This is a genomic window from Bradyrhizobium sp. CCBAU 11361, assembly GCF_028128935.1.
GTDB lineage: Bacteria > Pseudomonadota > Alphaproteobacteria > Rhizobiales > Xanthobacteraceae > Bradyrhizobium > Bradyrhizobium niftali.
This window is the reverse complement of the sequence record NZ_LBJZ01000191.1, coordinates 33,589-51,333: the sequence shown is the minus strand read 5'-3', so window position 1 is coordinate 51,333 and position 17,745 is coordinate 33,589. Positions and strand designations below refer to the sequence as shown.

Here is a 17,745-nt window from a genome sequence, read left to right as displayed (position 1 = left end):
TCGTCGCTTACCCTCTAAGTAGGGTATTACCAAGCTTTCGCCAAGCCTCTAACGCCCTATTGATGTCGTCCGGTTCCGTAGACCAGCCCAGACTGAGGCGCACCGCTCCCTGGGCGACCGAGGGGTCGAATCCCATGGCGGACAGCACGTGGGACGGTTGGACCTTGCCCGAAGAACACGCCGAGCCGGAGGAAACCGCGATGCCTTCGAGGTCGAAGCCGATCACCGCGGTCTCGGCCTTCAGGCCGGGTGCGGTGAACAAGATGGTATTTGGCAACCGCTCCGTATTGTCAGAGAAGATCGTCGCGCCGGCGATCGCCCGGATGCCATTTTCCAAGCGATCTCTGAGGGTTGCCATCTGCTTCGCATCCTCCGGCAAAGCCTGAAGCGCGGCCTTCACCGCCGCGCCGAAGCCGGCAATGCCCGCGACATTCTCGGTTCCGGCCCGGCGGTTGAGCTCCTGCCCGCCCCCTCTGAGCAACGGTTCCACCCCGGAAACCCCCTCCGCCACGACGAGCGCGCCGATGCCCTTGGGCCCGCCGATCTTGTGTGCAGAAAAGGTCGCAAGGTCCGCGCCTATCGCATTAATATTGAACGCAATTTTGCCCAGTGCCTGGATCGCGTCGACATGCAGGAGGCCCCCCGCGTCGTGAACGATCCGGGCGGCCTCCGCGACCGGCTGGAGCGCGCCGGTTTCGTTGTTGGCCACCATGATCGACACCAGCGTCGGCGGGCCGTCCTTCAGCAGCGCCTTGAGGTGGTCGAGATCGACCACGCCGGCACGCGTCACCCTGATATGGCCGACCTTGTCCGCCGGGAACCTGCCGCCTGCCAGCACCGAGGCATGCTCGACGGCGGAGACCAGCAGCCGCTCGACGGGGCCGCCGGATGGCCCCCGCAGACCGGGCGACAGCGCCAGCGCATTGGCCTCGGTTCCGGCGGAGGTGAATACGACATTCCGCGGTAGGGCGCCGACAGCGCTCGCCAAAGTGGAGCGCGCTTCCTCGACGAGGCGTCGCGCCTCCCGCCCCTCAGCATGGACCGAAGACGGATTGCCGACGAGGTCATAGGCCGCGACCATCGCCGCCCGCGCCTCGGAGCGCAGCGGCGTGGTCGCATTCCAGTCGAGATAGACGCGGGTCGGCATCTGGCCCTCTTAGCACCTTTTGCCATCGCGCCAATCGGAACCCGGCGCAGATCAGGCCGGCTGCTCTCGCGCGATCCCGGCCGAGGACCGGGTCTCCATCCGTAATCCGAACAGCGGACGCAGCCAGGCGATCCGGCGCGCAATCTCGTAGCTGGCGAAACAAGTGAGCGCGGTGCCGGCAATTACGATTGCGGCTTCGCTTCCGGCTGACAGCCCACTGTCCCGCAGCGCGTGCGCGATCACGATGATCGCGGTCTGATGCACGATGTAATAGGGAAAGATCGCATCGGTCAGATAGCGGCGCACGGGGCTGTCGGCCGTCAAATGGCGTCGCGCAAAGCCGAGCACCGCCGCCATCGCCAGCCATTGGTAACAGCCATAGACCGAGCCGGCGAACCATCTCAGCATCGACGACCGCGGGAACAAGCCGGCATAAACGAGGACGAAGGCGGCGAAGCAGGCGGCTGCAAGCGCCAGCGCCGCCCACCGATGCCGCTCGATGTCGCGCCAGACGCTGTCCTGGCGTGCGAGCAGGAAGCCGATCAGGAACGCGGTCGCATGGTCCGCGTGGTTGTACCAGTCGCCAAACAGCGCATGCGTCGACGGGAAGACCGGCGACAGAAACAGCCGCCAGGCTGCAAACAGCAGGCACGGCAGCACCAGCAGCCATGGCCCGGCGAGCGCTGCCGCCACCCTCTCGCCGATCCAATCCGCGCCCGCCGGCCACAGGGACAGCACGCCGACCAGGGCTATGGTGTAGACCCAGAGATAGACCACGAACCAGAGATGGTTCCAGGTCGGCAGCACGATGCAGGGGTTCGGACAGAATTGCGAGCCGAACGCCAGGTAGTGGTGGATGTAGAAATCGACGAAGCCTTGGGGATAGCCGAGGCTCTCGACGATCTGGAGGTAGGATTGCGGCGGCACGATTACGAGCATGCCGAAGATCAGCGGGATCAAGAGCCGCGCCGACCGCGCGCGGGCGAAGCCGGCGAGCCCGTACTTTCCCAGCATGAAGCGGCTGGCGACCCCGGAGACAAGGAACAGCAGCGACAGCCGCCACGGATTGAGCACCAGCATCACCGGCTCGAGCCAGGTCAGCCGGTGCACGCTCTTGATGTGAAACCCCCAGGACACGTAGAGCATGCCGACGTGGTAGAAGATCAGAAGCCCGAAGGCTAAGATCCGCACCCAGTCCAGATCGACGCGTCGTTCCGGGGGCGAGAGTTGCTGCGGTGTTGACATGGTTTTCTGCTCCTTGACGGGACGACAAACGCGGTTTTGGGGCCATGGCTGACACCGAAAATGCCCGACAAACGGAGCGCGTCGAACCGGTTCGGGATCAGGATCGGACGCGAGGGGATGAGACGCCGCCGGCTGGGACGAGCGGCAGGCCTTTCGGGATCAGCGGCGGCGACTGGACCATGTTCGTCGCGATTGCCGCCGTCGCTCTCGCGATCGGAATCGTCAACGCGCTCTCAGGGGCGCAGGACGCCGCGTGGCGCGGCGATGGCTATGACGTCGGCCGACGGCTGTTCTGGGAGATGTCGAGCGTCGCCGTCATCCTGTTGCTGCTGCCGATACTGGTACTGGCGGTCCGCCGCATGCGCCGGACACCGGGCCTTTCCGCGCAGGTCGGAATCGGAGCGATCGCCCTGCTCGGCTTCTCCACCCTCCACATCACCGGCATGGTCTCGGTCCGGAAGTTCGCGCTCTGGCTCGCCGGGAGCACCTACGACTTCCACTTCTCGCTTGCGACGGTCCTGTACGAATTCCGCAAGGACGCCGTCGCCGTTGCCCTGATCGGCGGTACGCTCTGGCTGTTCGAAAGCCGGCGTGAGCTCAAGAATGCCGCATTCGCCGCTCTGTCCCGGCCGACCGCCTCGCAACAGCCTCTGTCCTCCGATCTGATCTGGCTGCGGGACGGCACCAGCCGCATCCGCGTTGCTCCGCGCGACATTCTCTGGGTCGCCTCTGCCGGCAACTACATCGAATACAGCCTCGCCGACGGCACCCACCACCTGATCCGGGGCACGCTCGCGGGGGCGGAAGGCGAGCTGGCGCGCTTCGCCATCGTTCGCGTGCATCGGACCAAGCTTGCCAATCTCGAACGGGTGACCGGCGTGGACCTCAAGGCTTCGGGGGATTTCGAGCTCACCTTCGACACCGGGCAGACGCTCGGAGGCAGCCGGCGCTATCGCCCGGCTGTGGCTTCGCTCGGAGGCCGCATTGCGCCGGCGTAAATCGTCGCCGGGGATTGGCGCTCGATCCATAAATAATCATGATTCCAATCGGTTGAGCGGCACGCCAGGCGGCGCTTGTCGGCGCTTCGCTGGAGGCTGGTTGCGGCCTGCCACCTGCGGCACGCTTCAGATGGCGCGGCGATGACCGGCTAAGCTCTTGAGTGCATTGGGAGATGTCGAAGAAGCTTGCTTTTTGACCCTTGCCTCGTGTTAGAAGGCGCGCGTCAGTTCAGCGCACTCGCGCATCATCCGAGGGCGCCTCTTCACCCATCATTCGTGCTTTCGTCGGCGAAAACGGCTGATGGAGCCACAATCGGTTGATTGTGCAGGGATCACCTCTAAGGGACTCAATCAGAGACCGTCATGCCTGAAGTCATTTTCGCCGGCCCCGCTGGCCGCCTCGAGGGCCGCTATCACCCGGCCAAGCAGAAGAACGCGCCGATCGCGATGATCCTGCATCCGCATCCGCAGTTTCACGGCACGATGAACCATCAGATCGTGTACCAGTGCTACTACGCCTTCGCGCATCGCGGCTTCTCCGTGCTGCGCTTCAATTTCCGCGGCGTCGGCCGCAGCCAGGGCTCGTTCGACCACGGCACCGGCGAATTGTCGGATGCGGCGGCCGCGCTCGACTGGGCGCAGACCATCAACCCCGAAGCGCGTGCCTGCTGGGTCGCCGGCTTCTCCTTCGGCGCCTGGATCGGCATGCAGCTTCTGATGCGCCGTCCCGAGGTCGAAGGCTTCATCTCGATCGCGCCGCCGGCCAACCTCTACGACTTCTCGTTCCTCGCGCCCTGCCCGTCGTCGGGCCTGATCGTGCATGGCGAGAAGGACGCGGTGGTGCCGCCCAAGGACGTCAACACGCTGGTCGAGAAGCTGAAGACGCAGAAGGGCATCGTGATCGACCAGCAGGTCATCCCCGGCGCCAACCACTTCTTCGACGCCAAGCTCGAGCCGCTGATGGAAACCATCACGGCGTATCTCGACATGCGTCTCGCCAACGTGCGCTGAGATCGACATGGCCGCGTTCGTAGCCCTGCTGCGCGCGGTCAATGTCGGAGGCACCGGCAAGCTGCCGATGACCGAGCTCAAGGCGATGTGCGAAGAGCTCGGCTTCGCCGCCGTGCGCACCTATATTGCGAGCGGCAACGTCGTCTTCACCAGCCGCAAATCAGAAGCCGCGATCAAGAGCGCACTCGAACAGCGCCTCCACGCCTACGCCGGTGCGCCGGTTGGCGTGCTCGTGCGCAGCGCCGCCGCAATGGCGCAAGTCGCGGCCGACAATCCCTTTCCGAAAGCCGCGCCCAACCGCACGGTTGCGATCTTCCTCGACAAGGCCCCGCCCGCGGATACGCTGTCCGGGATTCGCGGCCAGAAGAACGAGGAGCTGCGCCTCGGCCGCCGCGAGATCTACGTCCACTATGGCGAGGGCATGGGGACATCGAAGCTCGTCATCCCCGCCGCGAAAACCGGCACCGCGCAACATGAACACGATCGCGACGCTGGCGAAGATGGCCGCGGAGCTCTAACGCGTCTGGCGCGCCGGAGATCAATTCACGCCTGTTTTCTGGAGAACTTCTGTCCCGGGGTAGCGCAAGATGAAATTTGCCGTCGTCACATATGGCACCGAGGGCGATACGCGCCCTATGGCCTTGCTGTGTAGGGCCCTGGTGGATGCCGGCCACGAAGCCCATCTGCTCGCTGACGCCGCTACGTTGGGCTACGCTGCTGACTTGAATATCACCACCACAGCGCTCGCCGGCGACATACGCGCCATATTGCTCCAAGACGCGCGGCGCGAAGCACGGCGCGGTGGTTTCACCGAGACCGCGAGAGCTTTTGCGCGTCTCGCCGCCACAAATTCCGAAGCTTGGCTCCGCACGACAACCGCAGTTGCGCAAGGGTGTGACGTCATTGTTCTTGGCGGGCTCGCAGCGTTTATCGGACTTTCCGCCGCGGAGGCGTTACGGGTGCCCGCAATCGGCACCGGCCTCATCCCAATCACGCCGACCAGCGCATTCGCTTCTCCCTTCCTGCACCCGGGCGCCGTGCCTCGTTTCTTGAACAGAGCGAGCCACAAGCTAATCAATGCGTTGATCTGGCGCGCCTTCAAACCATCCATCAACGCGGCCCGCGCCGCGGCGTGTGGTTTGCCTGCTCGCCGACGTCTGTGGAACGAGCATCCGATGCTCTACGGAATCTCCCCCAGTCTCGTGCGGCCGCCCGCCGACTGGCCCCCAAACGCAACGGTCTGCGGTCAATGGCTTGCGCCCGTCGCCGAGTGGATCCCGCCGAAGGACTTGTCTGAATTCTTAGCTGCCGGCGAACCGCCGATCTATCTTGGCTTTGGAAGCATGGCGGCCCTGGGCGGGCCGAGCCTGATGACACAAGTGCTGGAGGCGCTTCGGGGGCGTCGCGCGTTGCTGTATCCTGGTTGGGGCAATGTAGACGCGGCTGATTTGCCTACGAATGTCCATCTATTGGCAGAAGCGCCACATGGCTGGCTGTTTCCCAAGACAAGCCTGATCATCCATCACGGTGGCGCAGGCACAGCACATGCCGCCGCCCGCGCCGGCGTTCCCTCCGTCGTCGTTCCGTTCGCTGGCGACCAATTCTTTTGGGCTAATCGATTGCTGCGGGTGGGCGCCGCACCAGCGCCAGTTCCCGCCAAGGGACTGAGCGCTGACCGGCTGTCCCTCGCCATCTCCGAAGCGGGTAAGAGCGCCATGCGCGACAATGCGGCCGTACTCGGCGCATCAGTTGCCAAAGAGGACGGATTGACGGCGGCCGTCGCGGCCATTGAGGCGTTGACGAAATCGGCGCTTGCATCAGGTGGCGTATCTCATGACAATGTCTGAGATGGGTTGTGCCCCTCACAGCGGGTCTCGGCGACGGTGCCTGCGCCTTGCCGGCGCTCAAGAGCATAAGTGACGCCAGACGATGCCGATAAGAAAAGCGCCGGCCGCACCAATGCCGGATGGCGACATCGGCATAGTCCCTAGGCGGCAAGCTTGAGCAGGTGGGCGTCGTGGCGCACCAGGAAAGCGCGCAGCAATTGCGGATAGTCCGCACCGACTGCGGTACGCACGCTCGGACGTTTCGCAAGCGCCGCGCGCCATGCGCGGACCTTCGGCACATCGCGGAAGATACCGTGCTCGGTCAGTTCGTCGAACAGGTCGAAATAACGGAAGATCGGGGCAAACACGGCATCGACCAGGCTGAACGCCTCGCCAGCGAAGAATGGGCCTGCGCCGAGCGCAGCCTCGACCCGCGCGAACTTTGCGACGAGCGCCTGACGCTTGCTCTCGAATGTCGCCGGATCCGTCGTCGTCTCCAGGCCCCAGAGATCGCCAAGGATCGCCGAGCCGAACTCCATCCAGGCGCGATGCTCGGCGCGCTTCAACGCATCCGCCGGATGCAGCTTGAGGCCTGCTTGCGTCTCCTCGATGTACTCGCAGATCACGTTGCTCTCGAACAGCGCGACCTCGCCCTTCTCCGTCGTCACCACCAAGACCGGCACCTTGCCGAGCGGCGAGAGTTTCAGAAACCAGTCGGGCTTGTTGGCGAGATCGATGTCGATCCGCTCGAACGGCACGCCCTTCTCGTTGAGCGCGATCACGGCGCGCTGCACATAGGGGCAAAGCTTGTGGCTGATGAGTTTCAGTGAAGCGGTCATGGCAATGATCCCGGTGGTTGGATGCAACTGCATCAAACATAGATGCAACTGCATGTACTCGTCAAGATCAATGCATCTGCATCAACCGCCCGTGATCGTAAGGCCTGGACCTCAGGGCCGCGCGATCACCCCGCCCGTCATCGGCATCGGCACGCCTGTGGTCGCCGGATAGGACAGCGGCAGGCCCTTCAGGCCACGCGCAGCGAGGAAGCCGAAGGCTTGCGCCTCGATGGCGTCGGAGGCCCAGCCAAGCGCCTCGGCGGGCTCGACGGTGGCCGAGCCCACCCGCTCCCGTAGCATCCGCAGCATGGTGAGGTTGCGGGCGCCGCCGCCGCAGACAATCCAGCTGCGCGGCCGCCGCGGCAGCAGCGGGATGATGCGGGCGATCGCCGCCGCGGTGAAGGCGGTGAGCGTCGCGGCGCCGTCGGCCGGCGAGACATCGCCGAGCTTCAACGCGGCAAAGTCGTTGCGGTCGAGCGATTTCGGCGGCGGCGCCGCGAAGAACGGCAGCTCCAGTGCCCGCGCGATCCAGGCCTGGTCGGCGGTTCCGAGCGCGGCAAACTTGCCCTCCGCATCGAACGCCTGGTTCATGGTGCGGTACATGAAATCGTCGAGCAGCGCATTGCCGGGCCCGGTGTCGCAGGCGATCAGCGTGTCGTTGCCGTCGATATAGGTGATGTTGGAGACGCCGCCGATATTGACCACGACGATCGGCCCTTCACGCGCCAGCGAATGGGCCAGCGCGCGGTGATAGACCGGCACGAAAGGTGCGCCCTGCCCCCCGGCCGCGACGTCGGCGGCGCGGAAGTCGTACATCACGGGGATATGGATCGCCTTCGCCAGCGCCGGCGCATCGCCGATCTGCACCGTCAGCCGCTTCTCGGGCCGATGCAGCACGGTTTGGCCGTGGAAGCCGACGATGTCGATATCCTCCGCCTTCATCCGGTTCTGGGCGATGAAGGCGGCCACCGCCTCGGCGTGCGCCAGCGTCACCGCGCGCTCGGCCGCGGCCAAAATCCCGGGCCGGGCATCGCGCTGCGGCAGGTGTACGGCTTCGCTCAGCGCCTGACGCAGCAGGTTGCGCTCCGCCGGGCTGTAAGGCCGGTAGCCGGACGGTCCGAACCCCTTCACCAGCTTTCCGTCGGTTTCGATCAGCGCGACATCGACCCCGTCCAGCGAGGTGCCGCTCATCAAACCGAGTGCCGTCAACATCATGGATCAGCGTCCTCAATACCCCCCTCTGGCATGCCGATCTTGTGCCAGAGGGACACATCTTATAATGCCTCAGCGCCAAGTGGCGGGCGGCAATCGAGTTCCCACGGTAGATCCTTAAATTGCCCCCAAAACAGTAAACCAAGAATTGTCAGGCACGCCGACAAATGACTGCATTCAAATCGGATTTCCTCCACACCCTGCAGGAACGTGGATTTATCCACCAGTGCTCCGATTTCGAGGGGCTGGACGCGCTCGCCGCCAAGGGCGAGGCGACCACCTATGTCGGTTACGATTGTACCGCCCGCTCGCTGCATATCGGCAACTACCTGACCATGATGATGCTGCACTGGCTCCAGCAGTCCGGCAACAAGCCGATCACGCTGATGGGCGGCGGCACCACCATGGTCGGCGATCCCTCCGGCAAGGACGAGACCCGCGCGATGCGCACCGTCGCCGAGATCGAGGCCAACAAGGAATCGATCCGCGGCGTGTTCGCAAAGGTGCTGCGTTACGGCGACGGCAAGAGCGACGCCGTCATGCTCGACAATGCGGAGTGGCTGACCAAGCTGAACTGGATCGAGATGCTGCGCGACGTCGGCCGGCACTTTTCGGTCAACCGCATGCTGACTATGGACTCCGTACGGCTGCGCCTCGAGCGCGAGCAGGAGATGAGCTTCATCGAGTTCAACTACATGGTCTGCCAGGCCTACGACTTCGTCGAACTCGCCAAGCGCACCGGCTGCAAATTGCAGATGGGCGGCTCGGACCAGTGGGGCAACATCATCATGGGCGTCGATCTCGGCCGCCGCATGGGCACGCACCAGCTGTTTGCACTGACGACGCCGCTGTTGACCACGGCCTCCGGCGCCAAGATGGGCAAGACCGCGCAAGGCGCGGTCTGGCTCAACGCCGACCAGTTCTCGCCGTACGACTTCTGGCAGTACTGGCGCAACACCGAGGATGCCGACGTCGGCAAATTCCTCAAGCTGTTCACGACGCTGCCGATGAGCGAGATCAAGAAGCTCGAGGCGCTCGGAGGCTCGGAGATCAACGAAGCCAAGAAGGTGCTTGCGACTGAGGCGACCGCGCTCTTGCACGGCCGCGACGCAGCGAATGAGGCGGCTGAAACCGCGCGCCGCACCTTCGAGGAAGGCGCGCTCGCCGAAAGCCTGCCGACGGTGGAAATTCCGCGCGGCGAACTCGACGCCGGCCTCGGCGTGCTCAACGCCTTCGTCAAGGCGGGCCTTGTCACCTCCAACGGTGAGGCGCGGCGCCAGATCAAGGGCGGCGGTCTGCGCGTCAACGACGAGCCCGTCACCGACGAGAAGATGGTGCTCTCACCAGCCCATCTGACGCCGGAGGGCGTGATCAAGCTGTCGTTCGGCAAGAAGAAGCACATCCTCCTCAAGCCTGCATAGGCGTATGAGCTTTTCGCTGCTTGTCAGGGCGTGCCGAAGCGCGCTCCCTGACCGGCAATGGACCAGAATACGCCCAAGAAAACGACTGCGGAAACGTCCAAGAAGGATATCGCGGCGACGCCGGAAGGCGCCGTGCGCATCGCCCTCACCGTGCTCGCTCTGTGCTTCACGCTGGCCGTGCTGGGCCGTGGGCTCGGCGACAGTTTTACGGTTTTCCTGAAGCCGATCTCCGAAAGTTTTGGCTGGGACCGCGCACAGATCGTCTCGGTCTATTCGCTCACCTGGCTCGCGAGCGGTCTCACCGCCCCCTTCGTCGGACGGCTGTTCGATCATTCCGGACCGCGCATCGTCTATGCGCTCGGGCTATCGCTGCTCGGCGCGGCGTTCCTGATTGCGGCGCACGCACAGCATCTGTGGCAGTTCCAGCTCTCGATCGGCCTATGCGTCGGCATCGGCGTCGCCTTCATCGGCATCGTGCCGAACTCGATCCTGCTCGGTCGCTGGTTCGGGCCGCGCCTGCCGACCGCGATGTCGGTGGTGTATTCGGCGATGGGCGGCGGCGTGCTGGCGCTGCTGCCGGCCTCGCAGCTCCTGATCGACCATCTCGGCTGGCGCGGCACCTATCAGCTGTTCGGCTTTGCAGCATTGGGGCTGCTGGTGCCGCTGCTGCTGTTGCCGTGGCGGCTGTTCGCCTCGGGCTCGCCGCATGTGGTGAAGAAGACCGATCCTGATTTCGTCGACAACGGCTGGACGCTTCTCGGCGCGATGCGCCATCACGCCTTCTGGGCCCTGTTCTCGACCTTCTTCTTCACCGCCGTCGGCATGTATGCGATCGCCGCGCAGATCGTGGCCTATCTGATCGACGCCGGCTTTCCACCGCTCCAGGCCGCGACGGCCTGGGGCTTCTCCGGCGTCGTGCTGGTGTTCGGCATGTTGGGCGTCTCCGCGCTCGACGGCCTGATCGGGCGCCGGCCGTCAGTGCTGTTGAGCTACGCGATCTCGATTCTCGGCATCGCGCTGCTCTGGCTGCTGCAATACTTCCCCAACACCCTGGTGCTCTCCGGCTTCGTCGTCTGCTTCGGCAGCATGATGGGCTCGCGCGGCCCGCTGATCAGCGCGACCGCGATGCGGATCTTTCAGGGCAAGCGGATCGGCACCATCTACGGCACCATCTCGATCGGCAGTGGCCTTGGCTCGGCGTTCGGCTCCTGGAGCGGCGGCCTGATCCACGACGCGACCCACGGCTACAACGCGTTGCTCGCCTTCGCACTTGCGAGTGTGGTGCTCGGGATGATTCCATTCCTGGTTGTCCCCGCCTTGCGGCGGTAGGTGTGCCCGAGGTAACCTGCACCCCTCCGCGCCACCGGGAAATTACGGGCGCGTGCGACATGGCCACTCGCGAATAATCCGAACTCGCCGGGTTCTGCGGCGTTTTGTCCGACATGACGAAAAAGTCAGCGCGGATTACGCGCCTACGGCTTGCAGGGTGGAACCGAATGCGATTCAAGTCGCTTGGGAATTGTGGATGGAAGGGCGCAAATCATGAACTTCAACTATCTCTCTCGCTATCAACCGGCTCTGCTCAGCCTGTTTCGTTTCGTCACCGGACTGCTGTTGTTCCAGTATGGCGTCGCAAAACTTTTCAAGTTTCCGGCGCTTCCCTACTTCGCCGACATTCCGCCGCTGATCTACGCGGCCGGCACGCTTGAGCTGGTGCTCGGCGCGGCCCTGATGCTCGGCCTGTTCACGCGGCTCACGGCGTTCGTCCTGTCGGGCGAAATGGCCTTCGCCTACTTCATGGGCCACATGCTCAAGACCGGCTCGCCGGTGTTCCTGCCGCTGCTCAATGGCGGTACCGCCGCGATCCTGTTCTGCTTCGCCTGCCTCTATCTCTCGGCAGCCGGCGGCGGCTCGATCAGCGTCGATGCCGTCATGGGCAAGGAGAGCGACGCATCGGATGGCGCTTACGCCCGGCGCTGACGCGCCCGCGGATCGACCCGCAAGCAGGACGGCACCCGCAGATCTGCCGGTGCCGTCCTAGCGCGCCCCCAGCACGTTCCAGATGAGAACGAGGGCCGCGACGAGCAGCACGGACATGATGATGCGATGAACGAATCGATTCATTGCAGGTCCAGCCAGGCTCTGTAGCCACCAAAGTCCAAGATCGATTTTCTCCGGCACATGAACCGGCGCCTCCCGGCGCATGGCGATGTGCCTGCACGGTTGCGCATAAGCCTGCGAACGCCGTTCCGCGCGGCAGGCCGCCGCATGCCTCCATTCATGATTGGTAAGAACTTCCTGCTACCGATGCGAGCAATCATGACCATTCCGTAGAGGCTGCGATGAGGCTGCTGAGTCATCTGAAGATCCGCACCAAGCTGGCCAGCATGGTCTGCCTCGCGGCGCTCACGGTCACGGCCATCATCGGGGTATCGACCGTCCTCAGCAAGAGCCGCATGATGGAAGACCGCGTCCAGCAGATGCGGACCGCGGTGGAGCTGCTCTACAACTACGCGCAATCGCTTCAGGACGAGGTGACCGCCGGCAAGCTGACGCAAGCCGAGGCCAAGTCCCTGTTCCACCAGCGCGGTCGTCGCATGAGCTTCAATGGCGGCCAGGGCTATCCGGTGGTCTACAATCAGGACACGTCCCTGGTGGTGAACGGCGCCAATCAGCAGCTCGAAGGCAAGATCACGGGCGCCAAGGATTCCAATGGCGTGCTGATCGCCGACGCCATTCTCAAGGCCGCCGATCAGGCTGCGCCGGGCGGCGTGACCTCTTATCTCTATCCGCGCCCCGGACAGACCGACCCGGTCCGCAAGACTGTGTTCGCGCGCAAATTCGCGCCCTGGAACGTGACCATCAGCTACGGGCTGTATATCGACGACATCGACGCCGACGTGCGCGCACTGACGCTGGAGCTGGCCGTCATCGGCGCCGGCCTGATGCTGCTGATGGCGACGCTGTCCTGGCTGATCGCCCGCGACGTGCTCGGCGCGCTCGACCGCCAGAAGAACCGCATGCAGCAGATTTCCGAAGGCGCCATCGACAAGCCGGTCGAGGAGACCGACCGCGGCGACGAGATCGGCCGCATGGCCGAGACGCTGGAAGTGTTCAGGCAGACGGCGCTCACGGCGCGCACGCTCGAGGCCGAGCAGGTCGCCGCCAAGACCCGCAGCGAGCAGGAGAAGCGCGATGCCCTGATCGCGCTCGCCAACCGCTTCGATGCATCCGTCGGCCAGCTCGTCGGCCTGATGGCCTCGGGCTCCGGCGAGCTCGAGACCACCGCCAAGTCGATGTCGTCCACCGCGGAAGGCACCAACCGCCGCGCCGCATTGGTCGGCTCGGCCGCCACTGAAGCCAGCCAGCGCGTCCAGACCGTCGCGGCGGCGGCCGAGGAGCTCTCCTCCTCGATCACCGAGATCAGCCGCCAGGTGGCGCAATCCGCCGAGGTGACGGGGCGCGCCGTTGACAGCGCCCGCCGCACCGACACCATCGTGCGCGCACTCTCTGATGGCGCCCAGCAGATCGAGCACGTTGCCGAGCTGATCTCCAGCATCGCGGCGCAGACCAATCTGCTTGCCCTCAACGCCACCATCGAGGCCGCGCGTGCCGGTGAAGCCGGACGCGGCTTTGCGGTCGTTGCATCCGAGGTGAAGTCACTCGCCAGCCAGACCGCGGAGGCCACCCGCGAGATCGGCGACAAGATTGCCCAGATCCAGGGCGCGACCAAGGAGGCCGTGGACGCCATCGGCGGCATCACCGCCACCATCGAGGAGGTCAGCCGCATCGCCACCTCGATCGGCGCGGCCATCGAGGAGCAAGGTGCCGCCACCGCCGAGATCGCGCGCAGCGTCTCGCAGACCGCAGAGGCGACCAGGGAGGTCACCACCAATATCGGCGGCGTCAGCACCGCAGCCAACGAGACCGGCAACGCCGCCGGCATGGTGCTCGCGGCAGCCAGCAGCCTCTCCAAGCAGGCCGAGCAGCTCTCCGGCGAAGTCGGCACGTTCCTCGCCGGCGTCCGCGCGGCGTAAGTTTCCGGACGCCCAAACCTCCGCACTCGTCATGGCCGGGCTTGTCCCGGCCATCCACGTTTAGCCCCGCACAAGGAACGTGGATGCCCGGGCATAGGCGAACGAAAGCGACGCCGGACGGCTATGCCTGGGCATGACGACTACTCAGGCTTCGCTGCTACCGCCGCGCGAGGCTGCAACCGCTCGACAGCGGTCTTGCTGATCCCGTCGGGCTGTCGCCGGATTGCGCCGACGGCAACTGCTCGTCGAATGGCGTGTTCTGCTTGCCGGTGTTGAATTCGAATATCTTGCGGAACAGGCCGGGCGCCATCGCCGAGATCGGATTGACGCGCATCACGGGCGCGGCCGGCGTGCCGACGACCTCATAGGTCACGCCGATCAATCCCTCGTTGTTGCCGCCGCCGAGGAAAATGCCGAACAACGGGATCTGGCCGAAGATGTTGTTGACGCCGTACACCGGCACGAAGGTGCCGCTCATGCAGACCTGGTTGCCGGGATAGTCGATCGAGCCTTCGATGGTGCCGCCGATCATCGGTCCCTTGACGACGCCGTCGCGGATCGTGAGCGCGCCGTTCTGCCGGGTGAACTCCGCTCGCAGCGCCGTGAAGGCCACGCCGCTCTGCGCGCCATTGGGACCGCCTGCCGCGACGCGATCGAGCTGATCCATTCCCTTGACCGTGAAGTCGCGCACATTGATCAGGCCTTCCCTGGTCGTAGGCTCCGACGTCGGCGGCTCCATCGCCACCACCATCTGGCCGCCGAAGACCTTGTTGGTGGTGTCGGTGAAGCGCAACAGCGCGCCGGCATCGTTGGTCTGGAGATAGATCACCTCGCGGGCACCCTGGGCGCGGCCGCCGCGCAGATCGGCCGCCACCGGCGTATCGCGGCCGATCTTGCCGCTCAGCGTGAAGGCCTTGATGGCACCGCTCCGCCGCGACATCTTGGCATCGACACTGCGCATGGCTTCGCCGTTGAAGCCTGCGACGGCGCCGAGCTTCACGTCGATGTCGAAATCGACGTTCTTCATCTTGCTCTTGGCATCGTCCTTGGAATTGCCTGAGATCGCCGACTTCAGGAAACCGCGGCCGTCGAACACGTCGCCGCGCATCGTGCCGCGGACCACGCCGTCCTGGCTGCGCTCGACCTTCAACGACGCCTTGTCGCCGTCGGACGGCGCATAGACCGGGAAGTTCGCGTTCATGAGGTCGCCGTTCGGATCGACCTCGAGCGAGCCCTTGATCGAGGCGCCGCCGCCTTCGATGACGATGTCCTCGAAGCGCGTCGATTGCCCCGTCGGCACCACCTTGAAGCTGGCCTTGCCCGACTTGCCCGGCAGCTTGACCCAGCCGGGCAGGATGTTGTCGAGCTTGACCGAGGTCAGGTCGGCCTCAACGCCGAGCTTCGTGGTCTGGTCCGCGCCGCCGGCGATCTTGCCCGAGAGCTTGATCGGCAACGAGCCGCTGACGGCGGGGCTGAGATCGAAGCCGAGACGCGCGCGGCTCGCATCGTCCAGCGTCGCCTGCAAGCGGACATCGGCATCGCCCTCGGCGGGCTTGCGATAGTCGAGCGAGGCGGCCTGCCCGTTGATCTTGACGTCGCCCTTGACCTGATAGCCTTGGTTGTTGGCGGCAATCTTGAGGTTGTTGGCTTCAAGCTTCTGGTTCATCACCAGCTTGTCGGCCGAGAAGCCGTTGAGATCGGCGGTGACGTTGTAGACAGTGTCGGACTTGGTCAGCGCGCCCTTGACCGGCAAGCCTAGCTGGATGTTCGCCGTGAACGTCCCCTTGCTGGTGTTGGGATCGACAAAGGTTGCCGATAGATCGCTCAAGCGATCGTTGGACAGGATTTCGGCTGCAGCCGCGACCGGTCCCTCGACTCGGAATCTGGTGCGCGACGGCGAGGGTTTCGGCGCCATATCCGGCACTTCGAACACGAGGTCGCTGAACGTGAGCTTGCGGCCCCCCGGCGTGTCGGCGACGCCCTGCCCGATATTCACGGTCGCTGTACGCCCCGTCACGCGCGCCTTCAGATCAGCATCGTGCACGACCGGCATGCCGTCCACGGGACGAACCGCGACACCGCTTGCCACGATGTTGACCGACAGGCCGTCGTCGGGAATGGGCGGCCCCTTGCGCGGCAGGTTCCTGGTCGGCGAATTGACGCCGATCTCAATGCGCTGCAGCGTGCCGCGCTCAATCCGCTCGATCACCCATTCGCGCAGCTCGGGGACGACGAGCGTCGGCCACATCCGCTTCAGCGCGGAGGCCGACATCGGCGTTCCAGCGAAGCCCAGCGTCAGCCGCGGCTCGCCGGAATAGTCGATGGCGCCGGTGCCGGCGACGCCGATCTCGCCGTTGCTGATATCGGCCTGCGTCAGCAGGAGGCGCTTGTGGTCGGTGTCGAAGCGGAAGCCGATCGCAATACGGTTGAAGACGAGCGGCGGCTCGTTGTCGATGCCGCCGAGCAGGATCGATCCGCCGCTGAAGCCGAGCTGCCAGTCGTTGACGTTGCCGTTGGGCGGCTCCAGATGCGCCAGCAGCGTCAGGCGGTTCGCGCCCGAGAGAATCTTGAACGGTGCGACCAGCACGCGCCGGTTGGCGTCCCACTCGACATTGATCTCGGCCGAGTCGATCGCCATCGGATAATCGGGCGTGTCGGTGTCGATGATGTTGCCCGCGCCGACCATGACCTTGCCGCGGAAGAAGGTCGGCACGCCGTCGCGGCCGAGCTCGCCCTTGAGCTCGCCGGTCAGCGGCAGGTCGGCGGTATAGGTGAGATCCTTGACCCGCAACGCCAGCAGGATGTTGGCGGTGGAAACCTTGTCGGCGCGGATGTCGACCGAGCGCACACCGTTCTCGGCGGGGCCGATCGTGGCACGCAGCGACCACGGGCGCGCGCCCTCCTCACCGAGGCTGAGCGCGACGCCGCCACGGCTCGGCCGGCGCAGGCTGAGCGTGATGTTCTCGAACGACCATTTGCTGCCGCGCTGCTGATCGTCGACGATCAGATTGCCGTTCTTCAGACCGATCTCGTTGAGGTTCTGGCCGTCGAGGCCGGTCATGCTCAGACTGTCGAGCCAGTCGAGGCCCTGGAGAATGCCGCTCTGCGCAGTCGCCTGAGGCGCCGCCTGGGATGCGTCCGGGCTTGCCGGCGCGGTCGCGAACGGCGGCGGGGGCACGCCATTGCGCGGGAATGTCGGCGGCAGGCCCGCGTCCTTCTTGGAGGCCACGCCGGTGGCCAGCGGCTTTGCGGTATCGCCGGCCGAGACGGTGACGGTGCCGTCCGGCGCGATGCGGATCGCGAGCTCGGCATCGACGAGGTTGAGGCTTTCCGCGCGCAGGTGCCCCATCAGCAGGCCCGCACCCGACAGCTTCACCTCAGCCTTCGGCGCGGTGGCGACGATGGCATGGTCCTGGTCGCGCACGATGATGTCGCGGATGCGCACGGCGATACGGATTCGCCCGGCCCGCTCGATCTGTGTGCCGCCGACCTCGACCGTGTTGCCGTGACCGATATTGTCCTCGATCGCCGCCGCAAGCCACGGCGTTGCGATGTCGAGATTGATCGGGCCGGCGCCGAGCCGCCACCATAGCGCGCCGAAACAGCCGACGAAGATCACGACGAGGGCGCTGACGACGATGGCCATGCGCTTCAGCCAGCGACCGCCGCCCAGCCAGCGGCGCAACGATCCGATCCCGTCACCGAAGCGATGGAAGCCCGAATTGGAACGCGACAACAGCCGGCGCGCACGATAGCCCGCCGCTGCTTCCTGATCCGGGTCCCAGTCGGCGTCGTCCCATTCCTGCGGCTCTGAATGACCGCCGCGCCGATCGAAATCCCGATTGTAATCCTGGGGCGACTTATTCCTTGCCATTGCCTCTCGATACAGGCGCCCATCGTGGGATTGAGCGCCGCCGGGACCGCAGCCGTCGACCGGGAGCGAAGGCCCCGGCGCCGGCATTGCCGCCATACCTCGAATATTCCTGCTGTTCGTCATTTCGCCCCGGGA

The 17,745-nt window shown here is 65.2% G+C and carries 13 protein-coding genes and 1 pseudogene; 8 read left to right on the top strand and 6 right to left on the bottom strand.

Annotated elements, in window-relative coordinates; translation table 11 throughout:
- Positions 1-7: 7 nt before the first annotated feature.
- On the bottom strand, positions 8-1,147 hold the full coding sequence (locus XI08_RS31120; RefSeq protein ID WP_271577314.1) for a cysteine desulfurase family protein: 1,140 nt from the start codon (positions 1,145-1,147) through the stop codon (positions 8-10).
- 51 nt (positions 1,148-1,198) lie between these two features.
- Positions 1,199-2,392, bottom strand: coding sequence for an acyltransferase family protein (locus XI08_RS31115; protein WP_271577313.1), 1,194 nt, complete (start codon positions 2,390-2,392; stop codon positions 1,199-1,201).
- Positions 2,393-2,571: 179 nt separating this feature from the next.
- On the opposite strand from XI08_RS31115, the gene XI08_RS31110 reads away from it, so the two are divergent.
- The 4 genes and pseudogenes from XI08_RS31110 to XI08_RS31095 all read left to right on the top strand — a co-directional run bounded on the left by XI08_RS31110 (position 2,572) and on the right by XI08_RS31095 (position 6,248).
- Positions 2,572-3,390 carry a LytTR family DNA-binding domain-containing protein gene (locus XI08_RS31110; protein ID WP_271577312.1) on the top strand — a complete coding sequence of 273 codons (819 nt, stop codon included), beginning with the start codon at positions 2,572-2,574 and terminating at the stop codon, positions 3,388-3,390.
- 363 nt (positions 3,391-3,753) lie between these two features.
- Positions 3,754-4,401: an alpha/beta hydrolase gene (locus XI08_RS31105; protein WP_008143006.1), complete on the top strand. Its 648-nt coding sequence runs from the start codon at positions 3,754-3,756 to the stop codon at positions 4,399-4,401.
- Positions 4,402-4,408: 7 nt separating this feature from the next.
- Positions 4,409-4,919, top strand: a pseudogene (locus XI08_RS31100) (DUF1697 domain-containing protein).
- A gap of 69 nt (positions 4,920-4,988) precedes the next feature.
- On the top strand, positions 4,989-6,248 hold the full coding sequence (locus XI08_RS31095) for a glycosyltransferase (RefSeq protein WP_271577311.1): 1,260 nt from the start codon (positions 4,989-4,991) through the stop codon (positions 6,246-6,248).
- A gap of 140 nt (positions 6,249-6,388) precedes the next feature.
- Here the strand turns inward: XI08_RS31095 and XI08_RS31090 are convergent, their stop codons facing one another.
- Both XI08_RS31090 and XI08_RS31085 read right to left on the bottom strand, forming a co-directional pair.
- Positions 6,389-7,066, bottom strand: coding sequence for a glutathione S-transferase family protein (locus XI08_RS31090; protein ID WP_271577310.1), 678 nt, complete (start codon positions 7,064-7,066; stop codon positions 6,389-6,391).
- Between the two features lie 111 nt (positions 7,067-7,177).
- Positions 7,178-8,281 (bottom strand): anhydro-N-acetylmuramic acid kinase, encoded by a 1,104-nt coding sequence (locus XI08_RS31085; protein ID WP_271577309.1) that lies wholly within the window; start codon positions 8,279-8,281, stop codon positions 7,178-7,180.
- A gap of 164 nt (positions 8,282-8,445) precedes the next feature.
- On the opposite strand from XI08_RS31085, the gene tyrS reads away from it, so the two are divergent.
- From tyrS to XI08_RS31070, 3 genes are all read left to right on the top strand, one after another.
- A complete protein-coding gene (gene tyrS / locus XI08_RS31080; RefSeq protein WP_271577308.1) occupies positions 8,446-9,699 on the top strand; it encodes a tyrosine--tRNA ligase in 1,254 nt (417 codons plus the stop codon).
- Between the two features lie 57 nt (positions 9,700-9,756).
- Entirely contained in the window at positions 9,757-11,028 is a 1,272-nt protein-coding gene (locus XI08_RS31075; RefSeq protein ID WP_271577307.1) for an MFS transporter, read from the top strand.
- A 213-nt stretch (positions 11,029-11,241) separates the two neighbouring features.
- Positions 11,242-11,679 carry a DoxX family protein gene (locus XI08_RS31070; protein WP_271577306.1) on the top strand — a complete coding sequence of 146 codons (438 nt, stop codon included), beginning with the start codon at positions 11,242-11,244 and terminating at the stop codon, positions 11,677-11,679.
- A gap of 57 nt (positions 11,680-11,736) precedes the next feature.
- Here XI08_RS31070 and XI08_RS31065 read toward each other — a convergent pair whose 3' ends face one another.
- Positions 11,737-11,904 carry a hypothetical protein gene (locus tag XI08_RS31065; RefSeq protein WP_271577305.1) on the bottom strand — a complete coding sequence of 56 codons (168 nt, stop codon included), beginning with the start codon at positions 11,902-11,904 and terminating at the stop codon, positions 11,737-11,739.
- A gap of 137 nt (positions 11,905-12,041) precedes the next feature.
- Between XI08_RS31065 and XI08_RS31060 the strand changes: the two genes are divergently transcribed.
- Positions 12,042-13,736, top strand: a complete 1,695-nt coding sequence (locus XI08_RS31060) for a methyl-accepting chemotaxis protein (RefSeq protein WP_271577304.1) — start codon at positions 12,042-12,044, stop codon at positions 13,734-13,736.
- 157 nt (positions 13,737-13,893) lie between these two features.
- Here the strand turns inward: XI08_RS31060 and XI08_RS31055 are convergent, their stop codons facing one another.
- Positions 13,894-17,697 carry a YhdP family protein gene (locus XI08_RS31055; protein WP_271577433.1) on the bottom strand — a complete coding sequence of 1,268 codons (3,804 nt, stop codon included), beginning with the start codon at positions 17,695-17,697 and terminating at the stop codon, positions 13,894-13,896.
- Between the last annotated feature and the right edge of the window lie 48 nt (positions 17,698-17,745).

Bases quoted from the DNA above. Each gene is read 5' to 3' on its own strand.
- XI08_RS31120 (WP_271577314.1), bottom strand. From the start codon at position 1,147: ATGCCGACCCGCGTCTATCTCGACTGGAATGCGACCACGCCGCTGCGC.
- XI08_RS31115 (WP_271577313.1), bottom strand. From the start codon at position 2,392: ATGTCAACACCGCAGCAACTCTCGCCCCCGGAACGACGCGTCGATCTG.
- XI08_RS31110 (WP_271577312.1), top strand. From the start codon at position 2,572: ATGTTCGTCGCGATTGCCGCCGTCGCTCTCGCGATCGGAATCGTCAAC.
- XI08_RS31105 (WP_008143006.1), top strand. From the start codon at position 3,754: ATGCCTGAAGTCATTTTCGCCGGCCCCGCTGGCCGCCTCGAGGGCCGC.
- XI08_RS31095 (WP_271577311.1), top strand. From the start codon at position 4,989: ATGAAATTTGCCGTCGTCACATATGGCACCGAGGGCGATACGCGCCCT.
- XI08_RS31090 (WP_271577310.1), bottom strand. From the start codon at position 7,066: ATGACCGCTTCACTGAAACTCATCAGCCACAAGCTTTGCCCCTATGTG.
- XI08_RS31085 (WP_271577309.1), bottom strand. From the start codon at position 8,281: ATGATGTTGACGGCACTCGGTTTGATGAGCGGCACCTCGCTGGACGGG.
- tyrS (WP_271577308.1), top strand. From the start codon at position 8,446: ATGACTGCATTCAAATCGGATTTCCTCCACACCCTGCAGGAACGTGGA.
- XI08_RS31075 (WP_271577307.1), top strand. From the start codon at position 9,757: ATGGACCAGAATACGCCCAAGAAAACGACTGCGGAAACGTCCAAGAAG.
- XI08_RS31070 (WP_271577306.1), top strand. From the start codon at position 11,242: ATGAACTTCAACTATCTCTCTCGCTATCAACCGGCTCTGCTCAGCCTG.
- XI08_RS31065 (WP_271577305.1), bottom strand. From the start codon at position 11,904: ATGCGCCGGGAGGCGCCGGTTCATGTGCCGGAGAAAATCGATCTTGGA.
- XI08_RS31060 (WP_271577304.1), top strand. From the start codon at position 12,042: ATGAGGCTGCTGAGTCATCTGAAGATCCGCACCAAGCTGGCCAGCATG.
- XI08_RS31055 (WP_271577433.1), bottom strand. From the start codon at position 17,697: ATGCCGGCGCCGGGGCCTTCGCTCCCGGTCGACGGCTGCGGTCCCGGC.